Source organism: Actinoplanes sp. L3-i22 (assembly GCF_019704555.1).
Lineage (GTDB): Bacteria > Actinomycetota > Actinomycetes > Mycobacteriales > Micromonosporaceae > Actinoplanes.
This window is the reverse complement of record NZ_AP024745.1, coordinates 5766466-5791313: the sequence shown is the minus strand read 5'-3', so window position 1 is coordinate 5791313 and position 24848 is coordinate 5766466. Positions and strand designations below refer to the sequence as shown.

The following is a 24848-nucleotide window of genomic DNA, read 5'->3' as shown; positions in this document are numbered from 1 at the left end:
TTAGTGAGCTTGGCCTTAGCGAGCTAGGAGTCGTCATGCCCGAGGTCCTCATCACCGGAGCCGGCATCGCCGGTGACACGCTCGCCGTTCTGCTCGGCCGGGCCGGCTGGTCGGTCACCGTCGTCGAGATCGCGCCCGCCCTGCGCACCGGCGGCCAGACGGTCGACCTGCGCGGTGACTCCCGGGAGGTGATCGAGCGGCTCGGCCTGCTCGACGCCACCCTCGGCGTCCTCGTCCCGCAGCGCGGCATCGCCTGGATCGACGAGCGGGAGCGGCGCCTCGCGGCGATGCCCGTCGAGGCGTTCGGCGGCCAGGGGTTCATCTCGAAGGAGGAGTTGCTCCGCACCGACCTGGCCCGGCTGCTGCACGAGGCCGCCGCCGACGCCGGGGTCCGGCACCGGTTCGGCGACACCGTCGACGAGCTGCGCGACACGGCGGCGGGTGTCTCGGTGCGGTTCCGCTCCGGCGACGTCGCGACGTTCGACCTGGTGGTCGGGGCGGACGGTGCCCACTCGCACGTGCGGGCACTGCGGTTCGGGCCGGAGGAGCGGTTCCGGCGTCCGCTCGGCCTCGCGCACGCCTGGTTCACCCTGGCCGAGGGGCCGGCCACCCCGTCGCTGGACGGGTGGGCGCTGGTGCACAACGCGCCGGGCCGCCGCTCGGTCTCGGCCCGGCCCGGTCACCCCGGCGAGCAGGAGGTCGGCCTGACCTTCGCGGCCGACGAGCTCCCGCCGCGCGGCGATCGTGCGGCGCGGTTCGCCCTGCTCGACCAGGAGTTCGCCGGGGTCGGCTGGCGCACCCGCGAGTTCCTCGACGCCGCTCGCTCCGCGCCGGACTTCGCCCTCGACACCTACGACCAGATCCACATGCCGGCGTGGTCCGACGGCCGGGTGGTGCTGCTCGGTGACGCCGCCTGGTGTGCGAGCCCGCTGAGTGGCCTCGGCACCGCGCTGGGCCTGCGCGGCGCGGCCGTGCTGGCCGAGACGCTCGGCGACGGGTCGGTCCTCACCGACGATCGGTCCCGGGCCGCCGCGCTCGCCGACTTCGAGCAGGCCATGCGCCCGCGGGTGACCGCCGCTCAGAAGCTGCTCCCCGGCCGGGTGAGCATGATCGCGCCGCGCGGCCGCCTGGGCATCCAGCTGAACGCCCTCGCGATGCGCGTGGTCCAGTGGCCGGTCCTGCTCCCCCTGATCGCCAAGCTGGCCGGCGACACCGGTCACGCAACGGAACAGCCCGCCGCCGCCACTGCGGCCGTCCCGGCCGGGAGATAAACGGAACAGCCCGCCGCCGCCACTCCGGCCGTCCCGGCCGGGAGGTGAGCCGATCAAAAGACCCACACCGCCCACCATCTCAGCCAAGGGGTGAGCAGGTCAGACGGGAGGAACCCACAACAGGCGCCGCGCCGGACATCCCTGTCGGGAGGCCAAGCGGGCGGAACCCTGAACGGCGGCAGCGGCGGGAGGTGAGCTGATCAGGAGGTGGCGCGCGGGGCGTACATGATCACGGTGACGCCGACCAGGCAGATCGCGGCGCCGATGAGGTCCCACCGGTCCGGGCGAAACTTGTCGACGACCATGCCCCAGGCGAGGGAGCCGGCCACGAAGACCCCGCCGTAGGCGGCCAGGATCCGCCCGAAATTCGCGTCCGGTTGCAGCGTCGCCACGAAGCCGTAGGCGCCCAGGGCCACCACGCCGGCGGCGATCCACCACAGCCCACGGTTCTCCCGCCAGCCCTGCCAGATCAGCCAGGCACCGCCGATCTCGGCCAGCGCGGCGAGCACAAACAGCAAAAGCGAACGAGCAACGATCACAACCCGCAACCTACCGGTACGTGATCAGCACACCCCACAGGCGCAGCCAATCCCGGCCGTCCCCACCAGACCAAAACGCCCGGACCGCACAGCAGCGCGGACAGCGCGCGGGGCGCGAAGGCGCGCGGGGCGCGAAGGCGCGCGGGGCGCGAAGGCGCGCGGGGCGCGAAGGCGCGCGGGGCGCGAAGGCGCGCGGGGCGCGAAGGCGCGCGGGGCGCGAAGGCGCGCGGGGCGCGAAGGCGCGCGGGGCGCGAAGGCGCGCGGGGCGCGAAGGCGCGCGGGGCGCGAAGGCGCGCGGGGCGCGAAGGCGCGCGGGGCGCGAAGGCGCGCGGGGTGTGTCAGGGGTGGCTGAACAGGGACATTGTTTCGTCGAGGCGGGTGCGGGCCCAGTCGTAGTTTTCCGTGCCGGGGAAGTTTCGGTAGGCGGTTTCGATGGTCATGATCAGGACCAGGTAGAGGCAGTACAGGCGGCGGCGGGTGTGTTCGTCCGGGGTGGACGGGCCGTGGCCGTAGCCGCGGATGAATGCGGACGAGTCGCCGTAGGCGGGCACCTCGCTGCCGGTGAATCCGGCCTCGATCAGCGGGTCGCCGTAGAAGGCCCGCTCGTGGTCGATGATCGCGGCGATCTTCCCGTCGCGGACCATGACGTTGTTGTCCCACATGTCCCACTCGACGAACCGCGGCTCGGTCACCTCGTCGAGCGACCCCGCGTGCGCGTCGATGACCGCGCGGACCGCAGCGTACGGCCGGCCCAGGTCGACCGAGCGGCGTTCGCCGTCGCGCAGCACGCCCTCGATCATGGTGGTGAACGCGGCCCGCCAGGTCGGGAAGCCCGGCCCGGCGAGCGGGCCGAAGTGCGGGCCGACGACGCTGTTGAGCTCGCGGTTCAGCGCGCCGAGCGCCTCGTTGAACTCCGCCCGCTCGGCCGGCGAATGCTGATCGCGGAGCAGGCCGAGGTTGTCACCGTCAATGTAGGCCATGAAGAACCAGTCCGCGTCGCACAGCTCGTGGCTCTGATCGGCGAAGTCGACGTCCGGCACCGGCACCCCGGTCCGCGACCGGATCAGGTGCAGCGCGGCCAGCTCGGTCGCCATCGCACCCTGCTCATACGTCATCACCTCGACATCCGGCGGCGGCGCGATCTTGAGGACCACGGCACGGCCCGATCTCAGCGTCATCCGGTACGCCACGTTGAACCATCCGTGGCCGAGTTCGGCACACCAGTCGTCGCCGTCGGGCACCTCGCCCGCGCCGTAGGCCCGCTCGACCATCGCGCGCAGCACCGTCAGGCTCTGCCGGTTCTTCGTGATGCTCTCCATCGCGGGCCCCCATGCTCAACCGGTTAAGAGCGTTCTACCGGAGCAAACGTAGCGGGACTCATGCCGTACGGGAAAGCGCTGCGGGTTTGATCGATGGGTTTGATCGGGGTTTGCCCGGCGCCCGGTTCGTGGCGCCCAGGACGTTGACGGCGACGACGATCAGGATGCCGAGCCACTCGTGCGCGCGCAGCGCCTCGCCGAGCAGGACCAGGCCGGCCAGCGCGGCGAAGACCGGGTGGATGCTCATCACGACGCCGAAGTACCGGGCCGGGACCCGTCGAAGAGCGATCAGATCCGCGGCGTACGGGATGACCGAGCTGAACACCCCGGCGCCGACCGCGAACAGCAACGCCCCACCGGTCATCCGTCCGGAAGTGATCAGCCAGACGAGAACCGGCAGGTACAGCAGCACCGAGACGGTGGTGGCCGCGGCGGGCGCCTGCAGGCCCGGCAGGCGCTGCCCGAGCAGGCGGTTGAGCAGGATGTACGCGGCCCAGCAGCCCCCGGCGAGCACGCCCGAGCCGATCCCGAACCAGTCGCTGTCACCGTGCGGCATCACCAGCACGTAGACGCCGATCCCGGCGCCCACCGCGCAGAGCAGGTCTTTCCTGGTCCGCGAGCCGGCCAGGGCCACCCCGAGCGGCCCGAGGAACTCCAGGGTGACCGCGAGCCCGAGCCCGACCCGATCCACCGCGGTGTACAGGCTCAGGTTCATCACCGCGAAGACCAGACCGAGAAGGATCGTCGGCCACCACTGCGGCCAGCGGAACCGGTGCAGCGGCGGGCGGGCCACCGGCAGCAGCACCGCGGCCGCGACGACCTGCCGGACCGCGACCACCCCGGCCGGGCCGATCACGCCGAACGCGTGCGCCCCGACGGCCGCGCCGATCTGGTTGCTGGCGGCGCCGGCCATCATGGTCGCCAGCCCGCCCTTGAGCTCTCGCACCGTCATGTCCGGAATCAGACCGCGCCGGAGGGTGCCGAGGGAAATAACCGCCGCACCGGACTTATACGCTGGGCGTATGGATCTGCAGTTGCGTCACCTGCGGGCGCTGGTCGCGGTCGTCGACGCGGGCACGTTCACCGACGCGGCGACCGAGATGAACACCTCCCAGGCCGCGGTTTCCCGCTCGGTCGCGGCCTGCGAAGAAATTCTCGGCGTACGTCTCCTGCAGCGCACCACCCGCCACGTGAGCCTCACCGGAACCGGCGCCCAGGTGCTGGCCGGCGCCCGGCGCGTGCTCGACGAGATCGCCCACCTGCACCGGATCGCCGAGCAGTCGCGCACCGAGCTGCGGATCGGCTACGCGTGGGCCGCGCTGGGCAAGCACACCCGGCGGCTGCAGCGGGCCTGGGCCGGCGTCCAGCCCGCGATTCCGCTGGTGTTCGTGCAGACCAACAGCGTGACGGCCGGCCTGAGTGAGGGCGCCGCCGACGTCGCGGTGATCCGCAAGCCGATGGACGATCCCCGGTTCGCGTCGGCGCGGATCGGGACCGAGGCCCGCTACGCGGTCGTCTCCACCGAGAACCCGCTCGCCCGGCGGCGCTCGCTGCGGATCGGCGACCTGTCCCGCTACACCGTCGCGATCGACGCGCGGACCGGCACGACCACGCTCGACCTGTGGGATCCGGGGCCGCGCCCGGCGGCGGTCCGGCGCACCACCGGCGTCGACGAGTGGCTGACGCTGATCGCCGCGAACCAGGCCGTCGGGGTCACCTCGGAGGCGACCGCGAACCAGAACCCGCGGCCCGGCGTCGCCTACCGGGTGCTGCGCCAGGCCCCGGCCATCCCGGTCTGGCTGGCCTGGTGGCGCGACGATCCCCCGGCGCAGCTGGACGATCTGATCCGGCTCAGTCGCGAGGCGTACGGAAATCTATCCGCGCATCTCGATGGCAATCTGTGACGCGTCCAGGTCGGCGAGCGCCTTCTCCAGCACCTCCGCGTCGAACGTGCCGTTGTCCCGGGCGTCGAGCAGCGCCGACCGTTGCGCCGCGAGGACGGCGAGCCGGTGGTCCCGCACCACGATCCGGTCCTGTGGCGTCGGGACGCCGGCGGGCTTCGGCGGCGCCGGGATCGCCTCGGTCGCGGCGCGCATCAGCTCGAAGATCCTGGTCCGCTCGCCGCCGGACTCGTCCTCGCCGGCCTTCGGCGTGAGCAGGCGCAGCAGCGGCCCGATCGTGCCGCCCTGCACCAGCAGCGACATCGTCGCCACCGCGAACGCGATCAGCACCAGCACCGACCGCTGCGGGGTGTCCTCCGGCAGGGTCTGCGCCGCGGCGACGGTCACCGCGCCGCGCATCCCGGCCCACACCACCACCGCACCCTCGCGCGGCCCGAGCGGCTCCCGCAGGAAGTACTCGGTGGTGGCGATCCCGCGCACCACCCGCAAGTGGAACCGTTCCAGGTCGGTCTCGGACACCTGGTGCCCGCGGGTGCTCATCCGGTCGAGCGTCTCCCGCTTGCCCTCCGGGGTGCTCAGCTTCTCCCGGAACTCCAGGATCCGGGGGTGATGGCTGAGGCTGATCCGGGACCGCCAGGCGAGGACCCCGAGCAGCGGGCCGACGTACGCGGCCCGGACCAGGACGGTCAGGAGCAGGGCGCCGGCCGCGATCAGCACGGCCGTGCCGAGCCCGCCGTGGTCGTCGCGCACGTGCGTCACGACCGACTTGACCTGCACGCCCATGGTCAGGAACACCGCGCCCTCCAGGACCAGCTCGACCGTGCGCCAGTTCTGCGAGTCGGACAGGCGGTTGCGCGCGGACAGCACCCGCGGCGCCCGGCGGCCCGTGACGATGCCCGCGACCACCGCCGCGACCAGCCCGGACGCGTGGAGCAGGGTGGCCGGCACGGCGGCGACGAACGGCACGGTGAACGAGATGACGGTGTTGACCGTCGCGTCCGTCACCGACCGCCGGATCATCAGGTTGAACCGGCCCACCGCCCAGCCGATGACCATCGCGACCACGACCGAGTACCCGAACGTGCCGGCCGCGCCCCAGAACGAGAACGTCGCCGCCGTCGCCACGATCGCGGTCCGCAGCATCACCAGCGCGGACGCGTCGTTGAGCAGGCTCTCGCCGTCGAGCAGCGCGACCACCCGCTTGGACACCGCCATCTGCTTGATGATCGAGGTGGCCACCGCGTCGGTCGGGCTGACGATCGCCCCCAGCGCGACGCCCCAGGCGAACCCGATCCCCGGCACGACCAGCATGAAGAACGCCCCGAGCACCAGCGCGCTGGCCACCACGAGCAGCACCGACAGGCCGCCGATCGCGCCGAACTCGCGGCGGAAGTTCATCGACGGCATCGCCACCGCCGACGAGTACAGCAGCGGCGGCAGGACGCCCTCGAGGACCCACTCGGGCTCGATGTGCGCCGACCCGAACACCGGCAGGAAGCTCGCGCCGACCCCGATCGCCACGAGCACGAGCGGCGAGGCGATCCCCAGCCGCGGCCCGACCAGGGTCGCGGCGGCGATCACGGCCAGGGCGGTCACGATCACGACGAGCAGCTCGGTCACGCCTACCAGCCTGGCCGACCCGGCTCCGGCTCGCCGGGCAAACGGCCGATCCGCCCGTCCCGCGCCGCGGACGGTTGTCACCCTCAGCGGGACAGCAACCACATTGGAGCCGATCGTGCGTTGACGGCGCGCGACCGAGTACGCACGCTGGGATTCCATCGTGGGAAGGGTCATGGGTGAGCGCTCTGACGGTCTCGTACCTGGGGAGAGAGACCACATTGCGGCGACAGCAGACCGCGACCTTCGGGCGCGACGAGGCGTGCGAGATCTGCCTGGATCCTGATGACCTGGTGCTGAGCCGGCGGGCCGGCGAGTTCGGCCCCGGCCCGCACGGCTCGTGGCGGCTGCTGAACCTCAGCCGCAAACAGACGCTGCACCTGCTCGACGGCGAGGGGGCGGTCCGGCCGCTGCCGCCGACGATCCCGCCCGCCGAGCCGGTCGCGTGGCCGCTGACCGGCGAGGCGATGACCGTGCACGTCCTCGGTGAGGACACTGTGCACACGCTGGAGCTGCGCCTGACCGCGGCTGCCGGAGCGGCGCCGGCCTGGCCGGGCGCGGTGCCGCCGCTCACCGACGAGCGGCGAACGATCGTGGCGGCGCTCGGTGCGGGCTATCTGCGGGACTGGGCGTCGTACGAGCCGCGACCCCGGCCGTACCGGGACGCCGCCGTCGCGCTCGGGCTGCCCGAGTCCAAGGTCGTCGACGAGATCGGCCGGCTCCGGCGGGTTCTCGGCCGCGCGGGGGTGCTGCCCGAGCTCGCCGAGACCGATCCGCGCCGGCTGGTCGTCGAGTGGCTGATCGCCCTGGGCCGGGTCACCGCCGCCGACCTGCGGCCGCTGCCGGCCGGCTCGGCGGATCCGGTCCGGCGCACCACCCGGGTGCCGTCCGACCTGGTCGGCCCGACGGTCTTCTCCACCACCACGCACCCGCTGCATGACGAGGTGGTGCGGATCGCCGAGGCGACCGCCCGGCATGTCGGCCCGCACCTGCAGGCCCGGCTCGTCGAGACGTACGGGGAAGAATGGCCGGAGGCGGTCCGCCGGGACCGCCGGGCCACGCTGCGCGACTACCGGCTCTGCCTGGCCCTGCTCGGGCACGACGCGTGCACCGTCGGCTGGGCGAGCGCCGAGTGCCGGGACGACGCCCGCCGCCTGAACCGGCTGGCGAACGCGGCCGCGCACCGCAGCCCGCTCAGCGGCGACCAGGTCCAGCAGGCGCGGATGCTCGGCGCGCGAATCCGGGAGCGGTTCTGATGGCCGGCGGCGGGCTCTACGTCGGACCGGTCGACGCACCGGACAAGTACCGGCTGCTGCACCAGGTCGGCGGAGGCGGCGAGGCCACCGTCTGGAAGGCCGACCACCTGATCGACGACGGACACGAGTACGTCGCCATCAAGATGTTGCGACCGGAACAGGGCGTCGTCGAGTGGAAGGACCGCTGGCTCGAGCAGGCCGACCTGTTGCGGCACATCCGGCATCCCGGGGTGATCGGCGTGCACGCCGCCTTCGTCGGCGCCGCGCCGCACCCGGGCGACCGGCCGGATCCGGCCGGCGAAACGCTCTACCTGGTGATGAACTGGATCGACGGCGACGATCTGCACGACTGGCAGCCGACCGGGAGCAAGGAGGCGTTCCGCACGCTGACCCAGATCGCCGAGATCCTGGACCACCTGCACAGCGGCCGGGCCACCCCGTCACGGCGCCAGGTGATCCACGGTGACCTCTCCCCCGCGAACGTGATGATCAACGGCGATGGCCAGGCGGTTCTGATCGATTTCGGGCTGTCGCGCCTGCGGGCCCACGCGGCGCCGGTGCCGATGGGCACCAGCGGGTACATCGCCCCCGAGGTGATCGCGGAGGGCCGGTACAGCCTGGCCTCGGATCGGTACGCCTTTGGCTGCCTGGCCGTGTTCCTGCTGACCGGGCGCCAGCCCGAAGACGAGCCGGCGAAGGTGCTGGCGGCCGAGATCGGGGTGCCGGAGGACGTGGTCGCCCCGATCTTCGCGGCGGATCCGGAGGCGCGGGCGGAGGCCCTGGCGTGGCTGCGCTCGATCCGCCGCAACGCGTCCACGAACGTCGGCGCCGGGCCGCTGCCCACCCGCGGTCCCTCGGTGGTCGCGCCGTCACCGGCCCGAGCACCCGGTCCGAGCAACCGGACCGTGCTCGTGGGGCTGGGACTGGCCGCCTTCCTCACCTGGCTGCTCGTGCTCGACCCGGCCGCCGGTGGTCTCGTCCTGCTGGGCGTGGCCTCGGTTCTCGCTCTCCCCGCCCTCATACTCGGACCGGTGCTGCTCGGCTGGCTGGCGGTGATCGCCCGGGAGCCGGCCGAGGACATGCCACGCCCCATCGCGACGTACCTGTTCATCGGTGGTTTCCTGCTCGGCCAGGCGGCGGCGATGCTGATTCCGGAGCCGATCCCCCGCAACCTGGTCGCGACGGGCGCCGGTCTCGGGCTGCTGGTCCTCGGCAAGGTGGTGACCACCCGCAAGCCGATCGCCGCGCGGACCTGGCTGCTGATCTCCGGATTCGTCATCGGACTTCCGGTGTTGCCGGTCTTCAGCCCCGGAGCGTTCAACAACGGATACGACAGCAGTTTCGACCACACCGGACACATCGTCGTGCTCAGCCTGTTCGCCGTCGCGAGCGCGGCGGCCCTGCTGCTCCTGGCCCATCTGACCATCCGGTTCCCGGCACCCACACGGAAGATCCGGGAGGTGCTGCAGTTCCAGCCGACGACAGCCACCCTTCCGGCGGCGGCGGCCTACTCCGGCGGCTGGGCCACCGGGCTCGGCCTCCTCTTCACCGTCGCGGGCGTGCTCCTGTCGCTCGACGCCTGAGCGGACGAAGCTCGACACCTGAACGGAAAGAGCCCGGCCGCGATCGGCCGGGCTCTTTCACCGCGAACTCAGACCAGGTCGAAGCGGTCGTTGTCCATGACCTTGACCCACGCGGCGGCGAAGTCCTTGACGAACTTCTCCTTGGCGTCCGAGCTGGCGTAGACCTCGGCGAGGGCGCGCAGCTGCGAGTTCGAGCCGACGATCAGGTCGACCGCGGTCGCGGTCCACTTGACGTCGCCGGTGGCCGCGTCCTGGATCTCGTAGACGTGCTCCTCCTTCTCCGACGCCTTCCACTTGGTGCCCGGGGACAGCAGGTTGGCGAAGAAGTCGTTGGTGAGCACGCCGACCTTGTCGGTCAGCACGCCGTGGGCGCTGCCGCCGAAGTTCGCGCCGAGGCTGCGCAGGCCGCCGAGCAGGGCGGTCAGCTGCGGCGCGGTCAGGCCCAGCTGGTAGGCCCGGTCGACCAGCAGGATCTCCGGCTGGATCTTCTCGCCGGGGCGCAGGTAGTTGCGGAAACCGTCGGCGCGCGGCTCCAGGAACGCGAACGCCTCGACGTCGGTCTGCTCCTGGGTGGCGTCGGTGCGGCCCGGGTGGAACGGCACGGACACCTCGACCCCGGCGTCCTTCGCGGCCTTCTCGACGGCGGCGGTGCCGGCCAGGACGATCAGGTCGGCGACCGAGATCTGCGCGCCGCCGGCCGCGTTGAACTCCTGCTGGATACTCTCGATCTTGGCGAGGGCGGGCAGGATCGGCTGGTTGACCTCCCAGCTGCGCTGCGGCTCCAGGCGGATCCGGGCGCCGTTAGCGCCACCGCGCTTGTCGGTGGACCGGAACGTGGCGGCGGACGCCCAGGCGAGCGCGGTCAGCTCGCTGACGCTCAGGCCGGAGTCGAGGACCTTGGCCTTGAGCGCGGCCACGTCCGCGTCGCCGACCAGGGCGCCCTCGGCGGCCGGGACCGGGTCCTGCCACAGCTGGGCCTCGGGGACCCACGGGCCGAGGAAGCGCACGACCGGGCCCATGTCGCGGTGCAGCAGCTTGTACCAGGCCTTGGCGAACGCCAGCGCGAACTCGTCCGGGTTGGCCAGGAAGCGGCGGGAGATCGCCTCGTACGCCGGGTCGACGCGCAGCGACAGGTCGGTGGTCAGCATCGTCGGACGGTGCTTCTTCGACGAGTCGTACGCGTCCGGAATGATCTCGTCGGTGGTCTTCGCGACCCACTGCTTGGCGCCGCCGGGGCTGGTGGTCAGCTCCCACTCGTAGCCGAAGAGGATCTCGAAGAAGCGGTTGCTCCACTCGGTCGGCTTGTCGGTCCAGGTGACCTCGAGGCCGGAGGTGATCGCGTCCTTGCCGCTGCCCGAGGCATGGGTGCTCAGCCAGCCGAGGCCCTGCGCCTCGATCGGCGCGCCCTCCGGCTCGGGGCCGACGTGGCCGTCGGCGACACCGGCGCCGTGCGTCTTGCCGAACGTGTGGCCACCGGCGATGAGGGCGACGGTCTCCTCGTCGTTCATCGCCATCCGGGCGAACGTCTCACGGATGAAGTGCGCCGCGGCGGCCGGGTTCGCGTTGCCGCCCGGGCCCTCCGGGTTGACGTAGATCAGGCCCATCTCGGTGGCGCCGACGCCCTCGGACATCGTGCTCTCGGTCGCGTACCGGCCGGCCAGCCAGGTGTCCTCGGTGCCCCACGGGATCTCCTCGGGCTCCCAGGTGTCGACGCGGCCGAAGCCGAAGCCGAACGTTTTGAAGCCCATCGACTCCAGGGCGACGTTGCCGGCCAGCACCAGCAGGTCGGCCCAGGAGACCCGCTGCCCGTACTTGGCCTTGACCGGCCAGAGCAGGCGGCGCGCTTTGTCCAGGTTCGCGTTGTCCGGCCAGCTGTTGAGCGGGGCGAACCGCTGCCCGCCGTCACCCGCGCCGCCACGGCCGTCCTGCAGACGGTACGTGCCGGCGGCGTGCCAGCTGAGGCGGATCATCAGACCGCCGTAGTGGCCGAAGTCGGCCGGCCACCAGTCCTGGGAGGTGGTCAGGACCGAGACGATGTCCGCCTTGAGGGCTTCGACGTCGAGCTTGGCGAACTCCTTGGCGTAGTCGAAGTCCGGACCGAGGGGGTTGCCCTTGGCCGAGTGGGAGTGCAGCACCGTGAGGTCGAGGCTGTTCGGCCACCAGTCGCGGTTGGTCCGCTGCCGCGGATCGGACTTCACGCTCGGCGCGGGAATCGCCGGGTTCTCGCTCTCGCTGCCGGAGGCGGTCGCCGAGTCATGGGCGACCGGACAGCCGCCGGCCTTCGGGTCGTTGATGTCGCTCATCTGGTTCCTTCCGAACGGGTCAGGCACTCGGGGCAGGTGCCCCAATAGACGACCTCCGCCTCGTCGATCACGAACCCGTGATCGTCCGCGGCGGTGAGACAGGGGGCATGTCCGACCGCACAGTCGACGTCGGCGATCGCGCCGCAGGAACGGCACACGACATGGTGATGGTTGTCCCGCACCCGCATCTCGTACCGGGCGGTCGCGCCGGCGGGCTGGATGCGTCGCACCAGACCGGTGTCGGTGAGCGCACGCAGCACATCGTAAACCGCCTGGTGGGAGACCATCGGTTGATCGGCGCGCACCAGCGCGATCACCGTGTCGGTGTCGACGTGCGGGTGGTCCCGCAGCGCGGTGAGCACCGCCACTCGTGGCCGTGTCACCCGCAACGAGACCGCCCGCAGCTGTGCCTCGAAGTCGGACGTCACCCGGAAGACCTTAGACCCCTAATCTGGAACCGATCAAGTTTTGCCGCCGACCGGCGCGTTAACACTGGGAAACTTCCCACCAAAGGGCCAATTCATCCCGTACGGGCGGAGGTCAGTCGAAGCTGGGGACGGCGCCGCGGGCGACGTCCGAGCGGCCCTTCGGCTCCTCCCAGTCCTCCTGGCGGCCCAGCGCCGTCATGTCCAGCAGGCCGTACGAGCCGCCGCTCTGCTCGGTGCCCCGGGCGAACGTCGAATACGTGTGGAAGACCTCGTCGCCCACCCGCAGGAAGCAGCTCATCCCCGGCTGCTCCATCGGCTGGCTCGCGGTGTCCAGCAGCCACTCCATGCCCGCGGCGCGCAGTTCGTCCGGGCCGCGGTAGTTGAACTCGACCGGCGCCACCGACTCGTCGATCGTGACGTGGAAGTCGTAGTTGAAGTCGCTGCCGAACGACGAGTACAGCGGGATCGACCAGCCGCGCTTCGCCCGGTACTTCTCCAGCTTGGCGATCGGGGCGCGGCCGACGATCGCGTACGACGTCTCGCGCGCCCCGAGATGCCGCAGCAGCCCGTCGTTGAGCTCGTCGATCGACGCCGTGCAGCTGCCACAGCCGTCCGCCCAGTCCGGGGAGAACATGAAGTGCTGCACGATCAGCTGCCGCCGGCCGTCGAACAGGTCGAGCAGGGTCCGCGGGCCGTCCGGCCCGTCGAAGACGTACCCCTTGTCGACCCGCACCATCGGCAATTGCCGGCGCCGGGTGTTCAGTGCGTCCTTGGCCCGGAGCGCCTCCTTCTCACTGGTCAGCAGGGCTTTGCGGGCGGTGTTCCACTCGTCGCGGGACACGATCTCCGGAAGATTCTGGTTCGTCGTCATACCCCTGTGACGAACGGGCGGGCGCGGAGTAGACGGTCGGCAGCCCGAAAGTCGCGAAAAGTCGCCGTCCGGGCGAAGAACCAAACAGAAGATCAAATTCAGATTGGCGTACGGACATAGTCGCGCGCCCGGCGAGCACCCACCGAAAGCGGGCCGCCGAGGTGGCCCGAGCCTGGACGCGTGACGATCAGGACCCGGGCCACCTCGACCCGGCGCTCGTCGGCTCCGCGATCTCACCCGGTGGGGAGGATCTGCCCCGGCCGGATTCTTGGGACGGTGCGAGGCATGAACGGATGGCTGCTGTGGGGACTGTTCCTGCCGATCCTGCTGGTCGTCGCGGGCATCATCGTGCTGCGCCGGCGCCGCTGAGATGCGGATCCGGCGGTTCGTGCCGCTGATCGTGGTGGCGCTCGTGGTGGCCGGCTGCGGCGAGCAACGGCTGACCAAGAAGCAGGAGGCGGTCGCCGAGGCGCAGGCCGACCTGGCCGCCCAGGTGCAGGCGTTCTGCGGTAGCGGCGCGTCCTATGTCACCGCACTGGACCGCTACGGCGATCTGATCACCGCGACCGCGCCGACGGTGGGTGACGTGAAGGCGGCCGGCGCGGAACTGGCCGGCCCGCGCGACGACGTGCTGGCCGCCGCGGACGGCATCACGTCGGCGCGGGAGGCACTCGCCGAGGCCGAGAAGGAGCTGGCCGCCGCCCAGGTCAAAGCATCCGTGTCGCCGTCGGTGACGACGTCGGCGAGTCCTCTGGTCCCGGCCACCACGGTGAGCCGGGTGAAGCAGGCCGACGCCGACTTCGCGGCCGCCCAGCAGGGTGTCACCGATCAGACGCCGCTGCGGCAGGCCTCGGAGCGGTTCAACGCGGCCGCCGTCGCCCTGGAGATGTCGTGGCTGCGGCTGCTGGCCGACGCCGGCTGTGTGAGCGAGGACCAGCACCGGCAGGCACGTGACTACACCCTGGCGGTGCAGAAGTCCCTCGCTGAGGCCGGATACTACGAGAACGAGGTCGACGGGGTGTACGGGCCGTCTACGGTGGCCGCGGTTCAGGCCGTACAAAAAGCGCATGGTCTTTCGCAGACCGGAACCGTGGACAAGGCCACGGACGCGGCGCTGCGGGCCGACCTGCAGGCCAAGGGCGGTGCGGCGATCGCGTCCACCGCGGCCGTGCAGCAGACCCTGAAGCTGGCCGGTTTCTGGTCCGGCCCGGTCGACGGCGCCTGGACCGACGAGCTGACCGCGGCCCTGAAGGCGTTCCAGAGCTCCCTGGGCGTCGAGCCGACCGGCGCGGTCGACGCGGCGACCGTCGCCGCCGTCGAACACGCCCGCGAGCAGCCGGCCCCGTCCGCCTCGCGTTGAGCGTCGAATTCCAGCGTCAGCGTGCCGCGGTAGGCGCCGCTGCCGCCCTCACTCGCGGTCCGATCCGGCGGTTCGGTTTCCCCGGTCCAGGCCTTCAGCGCCCGAAACCCGAACCCGTCCTGGTCACCGGCCTCGGCCCGGAAGATGGCCCGTTCCCGTGCGCGCGGGCGCGGAGTAGACGGTCGGCAGCCCGAAAGTCGCGAAAAGTCGCGTGTCGAGGAAGTTGTGCAGCCCGGCGATCCGGTCGCCGCGGATCTCGAGCAACTGGATCGACCAGGCCGTCCAGCGGTCCCCGGCGCGCCGGTAGTGCGCGTGCCCGGGCATCCCGTTCCCGGTGATCGGGACCAGCCGGGAGTCGCGGCACTCGGCGCCCGGCCCGGTGAAGAACCGGCCGATCTCGACCGCGCCACGCAGCCACGCGGCGATCGGCGGCATCGACTGGACCGCGTCCTCGTGCAGGAGCTTGACCAGGGCATCCACGTCGTACCGCTGGAAGGCGTCGGCGTAGCGGGCGACCAGCTCCCGCTCGTCGCCGCTGAGCGGCCGCTCGGACGCGTCCTCCTGGGTGGACAGGGTCGCGCGGGCGCGCAGCAGCATCGCGTTGACCGCGCCGGTGGTCGCCTCCAGCAGGACCGCGACCTCGGCGGCCGGCCAGGCCAGCACGTCCCGCAGGATCAGCACGGCCCGCTGCCGGGCGGGCAGATGCTGCAGCGCCGCGACGAACGCGAGCCGGATGGTCTCCCGGTCGGCGACGACGTCACCGGGATCGGTCGGCAGCGGGGTGAGCCACAGCTGCTCGGGCGGCTCGGCCGGGGAGAACGAGGCGACGGTGGAAGACGGGCCGAGATCCATCGGCACGGCCCGCCGGCCCCGCTCCCGCAACAGGTCGAGGCAGACATTGGTGGCGATGCGGTAGACCCACGTACGGAAAGAGGATCTTCCTTCGAAGGAATCCTCGCGCCGCCAGGCCCGGATGATGGTCTCCTGCGCCGCGTCATCGGCCTCGAAGGCCGACCCGAGCATCCGGTAGCAGTAGCCGACCAGCTCGGGCCGCAGCTCAGCGATGTCCTCGGCGGTCATGGCGGCATCGTAACGAGACCCTCTGACAAAAATCTGAACCCGCGACCCCGGTACGGCGACTGAAGGTGAAGCCACGTGGCAACCGGGCGCGGCCGGTCTATCGTCGGCCTATGAGTGCCGACGACGAATCCGATGGCGACGGCGACGCTGATCTCGAAGAGCGCCGGCCGCCGCTGGAAGATCTGCGCCGAACCCCGCTGGGTAGCATCGACCCGCTGCGGGCGGCCTGGCTGTCCAGGGATGACGAACCCGACGCGACGGATCCGGGTCGGATCGACTCGGCGCAGTTCGGCTCGGCGATCTAGCTGATCGCCCGAAATGGATGATCAGGACGAACTGGCCGTCTGGGTGCGCGACGATCTCGCCGGCGGGCCGGGCAGCGCGGAGGCGACCGCGCAGCTGGCGCCGGTCCACGAGGCCCTGGTCCGGGCCCGCGTCGTCACGCTCGGCACCGGCAGTCCGACGGGGTGGACCGCCCTGGTCGCGCTCGACGAGTCCGCGCCGGACGCGGTCCGGGAGGTCCTGACGTATCCGTTCACGCGGCGCGCTGACGCGTCGTACCTCGGCAACATCGCCATCGCCGCGGCGGCCCACGCCGGTGCCGAGATCAGTCTCGAACTGCCGGTCCGGGATGGGCTGACGGCGCTGCCCACGCTCGGCGCCCTGCGTGTGCCGGGCAACCCGGCGGTGGTCGAGGTCCGCGCTTCGGCGATCCGAGATTCTTCGGTACGGGGTTGGCTCCCGCTCCGCTCGGCGCGTTGCGGTCCGATCGAGGTCGCTCTGGAGGACACCGACCCGTGGCGCGACGCGTACCGCGGGCTGGCCGTCTCGGGTCGCTTGGACGACGCCGAGGTCACCGCCTGGCAGCATCGCCTGGACGACGCGATCGAGTGCCTGAGATCCCACGCCCCCGAGTATCTGCCCGGGATCTTCGCGACGCTGCGGACGATCGTGCCGCTGCGCCCCGACGGCGACGGAAGGCAGCGCAGCGGTTCCGCACGCACCTCGTTCGGCGCCGTCGCCGTCACTCCGGCGGAGCCGGACGCTCTGGCGATGATGCTGGTCCACGAGGTACAGCATCTGAAGCTGGGCGTGGTCCTGGACGTCTGCCCGATGTTCGACCCGCGCGATCCGCGCCGGATCGCCGTCCCCTGGCGCGACGACCCACGGCCGGTCGAGGGTGTCCTGCAGGGCATGTACGCGTTCCTGGCAGTCGCCGACGTCTGGCGCCGCCGGCCCGGGACGATCGCGGCGGGCCGCTCCGCCGAGATCCGTGGCTGGCTGGATGTCACCCTCGACCGGCTGCTCGACGGCACAAGCCTGAACACCGCAGGTCGCCGTTTCGCAGCCGGGATGCGCGCCGCCGTGGACCGCTGGTGAACCGATCTTCCCGGTCCGCGCGGCCGTCGACTTCGCGGCGGACTGGATGACCCGCCATCGTGGACCGTGCGCGGGATGTCCGGCCGCATGACAGGTCGATATCGTAGGACTCCACCGTTGACGGGGACCGTGACTGGGGGCGGGCCGTGACCACGAGCGCCGACCGGTCGCCGATCTTCTTCATGAGCTACGCACATCGGCCGAACAGTGGCGGCGACCGCCGCGTGCAGGAGTTCTACGAGCTGGTCCGCGGGCATGTCGACGAGTTGCTGGGCCTCCCGGTGGGGCAGGAGGCCGGGTTCATCGAGGCGGAGCCGACCGGCGAGCGATGGTCGGCGGACCTGGCACATGCGATCGGGCACTGCCAGGTGCTGGTCCCGCTCGTCTCGCCGCGCTACGCACAGAGCGAGTGGTGCGCCCGGGAGTGGAACGCGTTCCTCTCCCGGCCGCGGAGCACGCTGCCCGGTGCCCCCTCGTCGCCGGGCCATATCCCGGTGATCCCGGTCTGGTGGACGCCGGCCTCGTCGGCCCGGTTGCCGGCCGCGGTCCACGCCGTGCAGTTCTTCACCGCCGACGGCCTGCCCCGGCCGGGGCAGGCTCAGATGTACCACCACGAGGGGTTGTACGGACTGCCGCAGCTCGGCCGGCCGGGCCTGGAGGTGTACGAGGCGGTGGCGTGGCTCCTGGCGAGGCGGATCACCGACTGCTACGGGACCCAGGACATCGCGATCGGGGACGTCGACCTCACCGGCTTGAGCACACGGTTCGAGGAGGACCTCTGATGATCTTCTTCGTGAGTCACGCGCACGTGGCGCGCCTGTCCGGCCGTACCGATCCATGGGTGCGGAAATTCTTCGACGACCTGGAGGCGGCGGTCCGGCAGCGGGCCGGGGACGGCGGCTTCTACGACGCGCGGCTGGAGCCGGGCATCGATCAGAAGGAGCGGCTGGCCACCGCGATCGGGACGGCGCAGGTGTTCGTGCCGCTCTACTCCCCGCATTACTTCGGCAACTCGTGGGCGGGCGCCGAGCTCGCCTCGTTCCGGTCCCGGCTGAAACACCTCGCCCCGGGCACGGCGGCACGGCACATGGTGCCGGTGGTCTGGGTGCCGCTGCCGCCGTGGTTGAGCCGCCCGGAGGTCGACGCGGCGTACGCCGGGCACAAGGACCCGGAGTACGCCGCGAACGGGATGCGGGCGCTGGCCATGCTCAGCGTGTACCGGCAGTCCTACCAGGAGCTGATCGGCGAGCTCGCCGACCGGATCACCGCGGTGGCGCGCGACCACCCGCTCGATCCGTCGCCGGCCGGGCCACTGGCGCCGCAGCCGACCGGCGCCGACCGGCCCGCGCTGATCGTGTCGGCGGTGACCGGGGGTGACCCGCTCGCGTGGCGGTTGCCGGGCCACGACCTGCCGGTCGTCGAATACGTCGCGGAGGTGGCGCAGCGGCTGGGCGTGCCGGCCCAGGTCGTACCGTCGCATGAGGTTCTTGATCGGACCGCACGGCGGCCCTGCGTGCTGCTCATCGACGGCGACACCCGCCCCGAGGTGCTCCAGGCGGCCGTGCATGACCTGCCCCGATGGGTGGTCGTCCAGCTGATCACGACGCCCTCGCCGGACCTCACCAGCATCCTGCGGACCGCCGGGCTTCCGGCGGTTGTCCCGGTGCACGGCCTGGCCGATTTCGAGCGCAACGCGCCGCTGCTGGTCACCGAGGCCCGGAAGCAGTACCTGCGGTACGGCCCGGTGGTCACCGCACCCGGATTGCCCCGGCCGAGTCTGCGCCGGACCGTCGACGACCGGCGAGGATAGGCGGAGCAGGGTGGAGCGCGAGGGTCAGGTCGTAACTTTCTACTCGTACAAGGGTGGCACCGGGCGGACCATGGCGCTGGCCAATGTGGCCTGGATCCTGGCCTCGAACGGTCACCGGGTGCTGGTCGCCGACTGGGATCTGGAGTCGCCCGGGCTGCACCGGTTCTTCGCGCCGTTCCTGACCGCCGGGCAGGAGGTCACCACCGGCGGCGTGATCGGCATGATCACGGACTATCAGTGGGCGACGCTGCCGGTCGAGGAGGGCGGCAACGGCGGGCCGGCCGATCAGCGCCCGGCCGACTGGCACCGGGAGTACGCGCGGGTCGAACGCCACGCCTTCTCGATCAACTGGTCGTTCCCGAACGGCGGCTCGCTCGATCTGCTGCCGGCCGGGCACAGCAGCCTGGAGTACACGGCCGGCGTCGCCTCGCTGAACTGGGAGGATTTCTACGACCGGCTGGGCGGCTCGCGGTTCTTCGACGCGATGCGCGAGGACATGAAGAGCCACTACGACTTCACCCTGCTTGACAGCCGGACCGGGCTCAGCGACGTCGCGGACATCTGCACGATTCACCTGCCGGACGTGATCGTCGACTGCTTCACCCTCAGCGAGCAGGGCATCGACGGCGCGGCGACGGTCGCGCAACGGATCCACGCCTACCAGGGCGAGCGGACCCGGCGGATCCTGCCGGTGCCGATGCGGGTCGACCCGTCCGAGGCGAGCAAGGTCGCCGCCGGGCGGACCCTGGCGCGGCGGCGGTTCCCGCAGTTGCCGGCCGGGATGACCGAGGACGAGCGCCGCGAGTACTGGTACGCGGTCGAGGTTCCGTACCGGACCTACTACTCGTACGAGGAAACCCTGGCCACCTTCTTCGACGACCCTGGCGACCCGGCCAGTCTGCTGGGTTCCTACGAACGGTTGGTCGGATACCTCACCGACGGCCGGGTGACCCGGATGCCGCCGATCGACCCGGCGCCGCGCCGGCAGATCCAGGCCCGTTTCGACCGTCGCCCCGCACTGCTGGAGGAGACGCTGGTGCTGCGGTACGCACCGGAGGACCAGGCGTGGGCCGAGTGGGCGCTGGCCGTGTACTCGGCGGCCCGGCTGCGGGTCCACGACGGCGGCCGGCCCGGTGACGCCCCGGCCGACCCGGCCGCGCGTGAGGTGGTGCTCTACTCGGACGCCTTCCGCGGCACCGGCAACCGGTCCGCGGTGGCCCTGTGCATCGCCGACGACAGTCCCGGTCCCGACGACTTCGAGGCCTGGGAGTCGCTGCGCGACCAGCACGCCGACGACGCGATCGGGCGCGCGCTGCGGCTGGTCGGCGCCGACGACGCCGGGGCGGCCCGGGACGGGACCCTGCCGCGGTTCCCGGGCGAGCTGCCGCGGGTGCGGAACGCGCCGCTCAGGAACCCCCGGTTCACCGGTCGTCACCAGCAGCTGCGCGACCTGCGGGAGACGCTGAAACGCTCGGGTGGCACCCCGGTCGCGCTGGTCGGCGGCGCCGGGACGGGCAAGTCGCAGCTGGCGATCGAGTACGTGCACCGGTTCAGCGGCGCCTACGACGTGATCTGGTGGGTGCCGGCTGATCCGCCGCAGTTCGTCGACACGATCCTGGCGGACCTGGGCGCCGAGCTGGACTATCCGCGCCGGGCCACCCTCAGCGACACCGCCGACCTGGTCGTGCGGCGGCTGAGCCGGGAAGGCCGGCCGCGCTGGCTGCTGATCTTCGACAACGCCGACCGGTACGCCGACCTCCAGTACTTCCTGCCGCGCGGCACCGGCCACGTGCTGCTCACCACCCGCAACCGGGAGTGGGCCGACGTGGCCGAGGTCCTCGAGGTGGAGACGTTCAGCCGCGCCGAGAGCATCGAGCACCTGCGGTACCGGCTGGGCGGGCGCACCCTGTCGCGCGCCGACGCCGACCGGCTCGCCGACGCGGTCGGTGACCTGCCGATCCTCGTCGTACTCGCGGCGGCGTGGCTGCACGACACCGGCCGCTCGGCCGACGAGTACCTGTCCGGCCTGGACAACATCGGCACGGTGCGGACCACCGCCACCGCGGTGTGGGAGGTCATCCTCGAACGGCTGCGCCACACCTCGCACGGCTCGTACCGGCTGCTGCAGCTGATGTCGATGCTGCAGCCGGACATCGCGTTGAGCCTGCTCTACAGCGACGAGGTGGCCCGGGTCATCGCCTGCTACGACGAAGACGTGGCCCAGCAGCTCGCTGACCGGATGTCCGAGCACGACATCACCGCCGCCCTGATGCAGCCGATCAACCGGCTGTCGCTGGTCCATCTCGACCCGGAGACGAAGCGGGTCACCGTGCACCGGCTGCTGCAGAGCGCGCTGCGCGACCGGATGGGCGAGGAGCGGCAGGCCGAAGTCCGGCACACGGTCCACCGGGTGCTGGCCGCGGCCCGACCGGCCGGCGAGGTCGAGGATCCGTCGACCTGGGCGGGCTTCCGGCTGCTCTGGGGTCACCTGGACGGCTCCGCCCCGGAGCGTTGCGGCGACGACGACGTGCGCCAGCTGGTGATCGACCGGGTCCGCTACATCTACCTGGTCGGCGGTTTCCGTCAAGCCCTGGACTACGCGATCCGCGCCGACGAGTCCTGGACCGCGCGCCTCGACAACCTGCCCGACAACGACCAGGACCGGCATCCGCTGCTGGTCCGGCTGCTGCACCTGCGGTTCCACCGCGGCAACCTGCTGCGCGCCCTCGGCGAGTTCGAGCAGGCCCGGGATCTGGACGCGCGGACTCTGCGGGCGCAGGAGGAGCTGATCGGCGAGAGTCATCCGTACACGCTGTTCACCGCCGGCGGCTACGGCGGCGACCTGCGGGCGCTCGGCCGATACCGCGAGGCCCTGGAGCGTGACCTGCGCACGTACCGGACATCGGCGGAGCGATTCGGCGAGGACCACCGCCGCACCCTGTCGTTCGCCAACAACCTCGGCACGTCCTACCGCCTGAACGGCGACTTCCGGCGCGCGCTGGACCTGGACCGGGCCACCTACCACCGGATGTCGCGGGTCCTCGGCGAGGATCACCACCGCACCTTGCTGATCGGCAACAACTTCGGCAGCGACCTGCGTGAGGCCGCCGAGTACCAGGAGTCGATCGATCAACTACGGAAAATCCGGCGAGGGTACGAGAAACTGTACGGCCAGCACTCCCGGGACGCCCTCGGCGTGCAGGTCAACCTCGCCGTCTCGCTGCGCGGCGCCGGTGCGGTCGACGAGGCGCGGGATCTGCTCGACGAGGCCTACGAACGGTTCGGCGTCACCCTGGGCCCGGACGCGTCGCCCACGCTGCTGACCCGGCTCAGCCGCGCGGCGACGATGCTGCTCACCGAGGACTTCGCGGCGGCCCGGGAGGAGTTCGAGAAGACCGAGGACTTGCTCGTACGACGTTTTGCCGCCGGCCATCCGTACGTCCTGCTCTGCCGTCACGACCTGGTGGTGGCGCTGACCGGGGCGGGCGCGGTGGAGCCGGCGTCGCCGATCGCGCGGTCGACGGTCACGGCGCTGCGGGAGTCTCTCGGGCCGGACCATCCGTCGGCATTGGCCGCCGAGAACAACCTGGCCCTGCTGCTGATCGAATCCGGTCAGCGCGACGAGGGCCGGGAGCTGCTGGCCGGCGTGGTGGAACGCCTGACGATGGCGCTGGGTGACGACCATCCGGACACGTACCTCAGCTCGGGCAACCTGGCCATCGCCGTGAAGTCGGATCCCGTGCCGGTCACCGAGATTCTCGCTGAACGGGTCGGCGCGAACCATCCGGTGGTGCGTTCGCTGCGGCGCCGCCGCCCCGTCTACCGGGTCCTCGACCCGCACACGTTTTGATCGGCAACGCGGACGGCTCCGCCTGGGTTCCGCTGCGCCCCGGCGAGGGCTTCGTCCCGCAACTGCTCGCGGCGTCCCGCACCGGCCGCGGCCTGGCCTGCGCGGACGCCGATGTGGACGCGGCCGAGTTGCGGGCGGCGTGCCTGGCCACCGGCGAGGCTGATCCGTTCGGGCTGCGGATGAGCGGGGCGCGGGTCACCGGCCGGCTCGATCTGCGCGCCTGCGAGGTCCGGGTCCCGCTGCGCTTCCAGTCCTGCACCTTCACCGATCCGGTCTCGGTGCAGGGCGCGGCCCTGCACGACCTGGTCTTCACCGCCGACCCGGCCGCCGCCCGGCCGTCCGTCCTGCCCGGGCTCAGCGCCACCGGGGCCCGGTTCACCCGCGACCTGATCCTGTCCGGCATGGTGATCACCGGCGACATCCGGGCCCGCGACGAGAAGCGGACCGCGGCGACCGTCTGGCTCGCCGAGGCCGAGGTCGGCGGCAGCATCGTCGCCCTCGGCACGCGGATCCGGCCGGGAAGCGGGCGTGCCGTGCATGCCGACCGGATGCGGGTGGCCGGCAACATCCGCCTGCTGGACGGCTTCCGGTCCACCGGTGAGGTGCGACTGCGGGCCGTTCGGCTCACCGGCTCGCTCGACCTGATCGGCGCCGAGCTGGCGCCGTCCCACGGATGGGCGCTCGACCTCGCCGGCGCGGCCGTCGGCGGCCACATCCGCCTGCTCGCCTCGGACACCGGGCGGCGCTGCCGGGTGCGCGGCCGGATCGAGATGGCGCACGCGACGGTCGACGGTGACCTCGTCGTCGAGCAGGCGGATCTGACCGCTCCCCCGGCCGGACCGGGCGCCGTCCGGACGGCGCTGTGGGCGCCACAGGCCGTCCTGAACGGAGCACTACGGGTCGACGGCGACACCGTGGTGCGGGGCGGCCTCCTGCTGCCCGGCGCCCGCCTGGGCGGCGGCGTCGCGCTGGCCGGCGCCGTGTGGAATCCGCGGGACACCGCGCTCGACCTGACCCAGGCCACCATCGGCGGCGGGGTCGACGGGTCCGGCCTGTCGGTCGAGGGCACGGTCCGGTTCGACAGCGCCCGGATCGACGGGCCGATGCATCTCGAACACGCCACGCTGACCGCGCCGCTGGACCGCAAATGCCTGTCCGCCGTCAATCTCACCGTCGACGGGGACGTACAACTGAGCCACCTGGCCGCGGTGGCCGGCCGGCTCGACTTCCGGGGTGCGGTGATCACCGGTGTGTTCAACGCCGAGGCCGCCTACATCACCAATCCGGGCGACAAGACCGTCAACCTCAACATGGCGCAGATCACCGGCAACGTCCGGCTGTGCGGCGGGTTCCGTTCGGCCGGGCTGCTCGTGCTGGACCGGGCCGTGGTCGGTGGCCGGCTGCGCGCCGACGGCGCCGTGCTGACCTGGGCGCCCGCGCCCGCGCCGCTGGACCCGCCGGGTGAGGCGAACGCTCGCGGGGCCGCGGTCGAGGCGATCTCCGCGGTCTTCCGGGGCGGGATCGACCTGGGCTGGCGGATCGCCTCGGGCGCGGTCGACTTCACCGGCGCGACCACGTCCTACCTCGCCGACCGACCCGATCAGGACTGGCCGGCCGACTCCTACTTGGGGGGCTTCGCCTACGACCGGTTCGAGGCGATCGAATGGCACGGCGACGGCGTCTGGGACGCGGCGACCCGGATCGCCTGGCTGGCCCGGATGCGGCGGTACGACTCCCGGGCCTGGGAGCGGCTCGCCTCGGTGCTGCGCACGGCCGGGGACCGTGACGGCGCGGACGCCGTGCTGATCGCCCAGCGCCGGCGGGCCCGGCCGCTGCGGTCGGCGCCGCGGCGCGTCCTCGACGTGCTGCAGGACGTCACGGTCCGCTACGGATTCCGGCCGCAGCGCGCGCTCTACCTGCTGCTGACTCTGATCGCCATGCTGACCGTCGCGCTGAGTCTGCCCGCCGTGCAGGCGGACATGCGGGCCACCGATCAGAACGCGCTGGTCTTCGCCCCGTCCGGGGCGCGGCCGCTGCCGGGCGAGGCGACTCCGCCCGGCACGTGCGGCGACGGGAAGGTGCGCTGCCTCAACCCGTTCTTCTACGCCGTCGATACGGTCGTTCCGCTGATCGATCTGCACCAGCGATCGACCTGGTATCCGGGGCGCGGGGGCCACGGCGTACCGATGGAGTGGGTCTTGAATCTCTGCACGATCCTCGGCTGGCTCGCCTCGACCGTGTTCGCGGTGTCCTTCACCCGGCTCGGACGCGCCGGCTGAT

Annotated in this window: 19 protein-coding genes; 11 read left to right on the top strand and 8 right to left on the bottom strand. The window is 72.0% G+C overall.

Annotation, left to right across the window (positions count from 1 at the left end; translation table 11 throughout):
* The first annotated feature begins 35 nt into the window (after window positions 1-35).
* Window positions 36-1271, top strand: a complete 1236-nt coding sequence (locus L3i22_RS25775; RefSeq protein WP_221329519.1) for an FAD-dependent monooxygenase — start codon at window positions 36-38, stop codon at window positions 1269-1271.
* A gap of 200 nt (window positions 1272-1471) precedes the next feature.
* On the opposite strand, the gene L3i22_RS25770 is transcribed toward L3i22_RS25775, so the two are convergent.
* The 3 genes from L3i22_RS25770 to L3i22_RS25760 all read right to left on the bottom strand — a co-directional run bounded on the left by L3i22_RS25770 (window position 1472) and on the right by L3i22_RS25760 (window position 4081).
* Window positions 1472-1810 (bottom strand): YnfA family protein, encoded by a 339-nt coding sequence (locus L3i22_RS25770; protein ID WP_221329518.1) that lies wholly within the window; start codon window positions 1808-1810, stop codon window positions 1472-1474.
* A 338-nt stretch (window positions 1811-2148) separates the two neighbouring features.
* Window positions 2149-3129, bottom strand: a complete 981-nt coding sequence (locus L3i22_RS25765; protein ID WP_221329517.1) for a phosphotransferase family protein — start codon at window positions 3127-3129, stop codon at window positions 2149-2151.
* Window positions 3130-3187: 58 nt separating this feature from the next.
* Window positions 3188-4081: a DMT family transporter gene (locus L3i22_RS25760; RefSeq protein WP_221329516.1), complete on the bottom strand. Its 894-nt coding sequence runs from the start codon at window positions 4079-4081 to the stop codon at window positions 3188-3190.
* A 70-nt stretch (window positions 4082-4151) separates the two neighbouring features.
* On the opposite strand from L3i22_RS25760, the gene L3i22_RS25755 reads away from it, so the two are divergent.
* The gene (locus L3i22_RS25755; RefSeq protein ID WP_221329515.1) at window positions 4152-5033 is read left to right on the top strand and encodes a LysR family transcriptional regulator; all 882 of its coding nucleotides are present in this window, start codon (window positions 4152-4154) and stop codon (window positions 5031-5033) included.
* On the opposite strand, the gene L3i22_RS25750 is transcribed toward L3i22_RS25755, so the two are convergent.
* Window positions 5004-6650 carry a sodium:proton antiporter gene (locus L3i22_RS25750; RefSeq protein WP_221329514.1) on the bottom strand — a complete coding sequence of 549 codons (1647 nt, stop codon included), beginning with the start codon at window positions 6648-6650 and terminating at the stop codon, window positions 5004-5006. The two genes, L3i22_RS25755 and L3i22_RS25750, sit on opposite strands and share 30 nt — an antisense overlap.
* Before the next feature lie 176 nt (window positions 6651-6826).
* Between L3i22_RS25750 and L3i22_RS25745 the strand changes: the two genes are divergently transcribed.
* Window positions 6827-7903 (top strand): hypothetical protein, encoded by a 1077-nt coding sequence (locus L3i22_RS25745; protein WP_221329513.1) that lies wholly within the window; start codon window positions 6827-6829, stop codon window positions 7901-7903.
* Window positions 7903-9486 carry a serine/threonine-protein kinase gene (locus L3i22_RS25740; protein WP_221329512.1) on the top strand — a complete coding sequence of 528 codons (1584 nt, stop codon included), beginning with the start codon at window positions 7903-7905 and terminating at the stop codon, window positions 9484-9486. Before L3i22_RS25745 ends, L3i22_RS25740 begins: the two co-directional genes overlap by 1 nt.
* A gap of 68 nt (window positions 9487-9554) precedes the next feature.
* Here L3i22_RS25740 and katG read toward each other — a convergent pair whose 3' ends face one another.
* The 3 genes from katG to L3i22_RS25725 form a co-directional block, all read right to left on the bottom strand.
* A complete protein-coding gene (katG, locus tag L3i22_RS25735) occupies window positions 9555-11789 on the bottom strand; it encodes a catalase/peroxidase HPI (protein WP_221329511.1) in 2235 nt (744 codons plus the stop codon).
* On the bottom strand, window positions 11786-12217 hold the full coding sequence (locus L3i22_RS25730; RefSeq protein WP_221329510.1) for a Fur family transcriptional regulator: 432 nt from the start codon (window positions 12215-12217) through the stop codon (window positions 11786-11788). Before L3i22_RS25730 ends, katG begins: the two co-directional genes overlap by 4 nt.
* Before the next feature lie 112 nt (window positions 12218-12329).
* Window positions 12330-13088 (bottom strand): DUF899 domain-containing protein, encoded by a 759-nt coding sequence (locus L3i22_RS25725; protein ID WP_221329509.1) that lies wholly within the window; start codon window positions 13086-13088, stop codon window positions 12330-12332.
* A gap of 370 nt (window positions 13089-13458) precedes the next feature.
* On the opposite strand from L3i22_RS25725, the gene L3i22_RS25720 reads away from it, so the two are divergent.
* A complete protein-coding gene (locus tag L3i22_RS25720) occupies window positions 13459-14448 on the top strand; it encodes a peptidoglycan-binding protein (protein WP_221329508.1) in 990 nt (329 codons plus the stop codon).
* A gap of 123 nt (window positions 14449-14571) precedes the next feature.
* Here the strand turns inward: L3i22_RS25720 and L3i22_RS25715 are convergent, their stop codons facing one another.
* On the bottom strand, window positions 14572-15528 hold the full coding sequence (locus L3i22_RS25715; protein ID WP_221329507.1) for a sigma-70 family RNA polymerase sigma factor: 957 nt from the start codon (window positions 15526-15528) through the stop codon (window positions 14572-14574).
* A gap of 110 nt (window positions 15529-15638) precedes the next feature.
* Between L3i22_RS25715 and L3i22_RS25710 the strand changes: the two genes are divergently transcribed.
* The 6 genes from L3i22_RS25710 to L3i22_RS25685 all read left to right on the top strand — a co-directional run bounded on the left by L3i22_RS25710 (window position 15639) and on the right by L3i22_RS25685 (window position 24847).
* Window positions 15639-15833, top strand: coding sequence for an FXSXX-COOH protein (locus tag L3i22_RS25710; RefSeq protein WP_221329506.1), 195 nt, complete (start codon window positions 15639-15641; stop codon window positions 15831-15833).
* Window positions 15834-15846: 13 nt separating this feature from the next.
* Window positions 15847-16908 (top strand): HEXXH motif-containing putative peptide modification protein, encoded by a 1062-nt coding sequence (locus L3i22_RS25705; RefSeq protein ID WP_221329505.1) that lies wholly within the window; start codon window positions 15847-15849, stop codon window positions 16906-16908.
* Between the two features lie 146 nt (window positions 16909-17054).
* On the top strand, window positions 17055-17690 hold the full coding sequence (locus L3i22_RS25700) for a TIR-like protein FxsC (RefSeq protein WP_221329504.1): 636 nt from the start codon (window positions 17055-17057) through the stop codon (window positions 17688-17690).
* Entirely contained in the window at window positions 17690-18718 is a 1029-nt protein-coding gene (locus L3i22_RS25695; RefSeq protein ID WP_221329503.1) for a TIR-like protein FxsC, read from the top strand. The genes L3i22_RS25700 and L3i22_RS25695 overlap by 1 nt, the downstream gene beginning before the upstream one ends.
* 10 nt (window positions 18719-18728) lie before the next feature.
* Window positions 18729-22568, top strand: a complete 3840-nt coding sequence (fxsT, locus tag L3i22_RS25690; protein ID WP_255658592.1) for an FxSxx-COOH system tetratricopeptide repeat protein — start codon at window positions 18729-18731, stop codon at window positions 22566-22568.
* Window positions 22565-24847 (top strand): hypothetical protein, encoded by a 2283-nt coding sequence (locus L3i22_RS25685; RefSeq protein ID WP_221329502.1) that lies wholly within the window; start codon window positions 22565-22567, stop codon window positions 24845-24847. Before fxsT ends, L3i22_RS25685 begins: the two co-directional genes overlap by 4 nt.
* Window position 24848 lies beyond the last annotated feature (1 nt).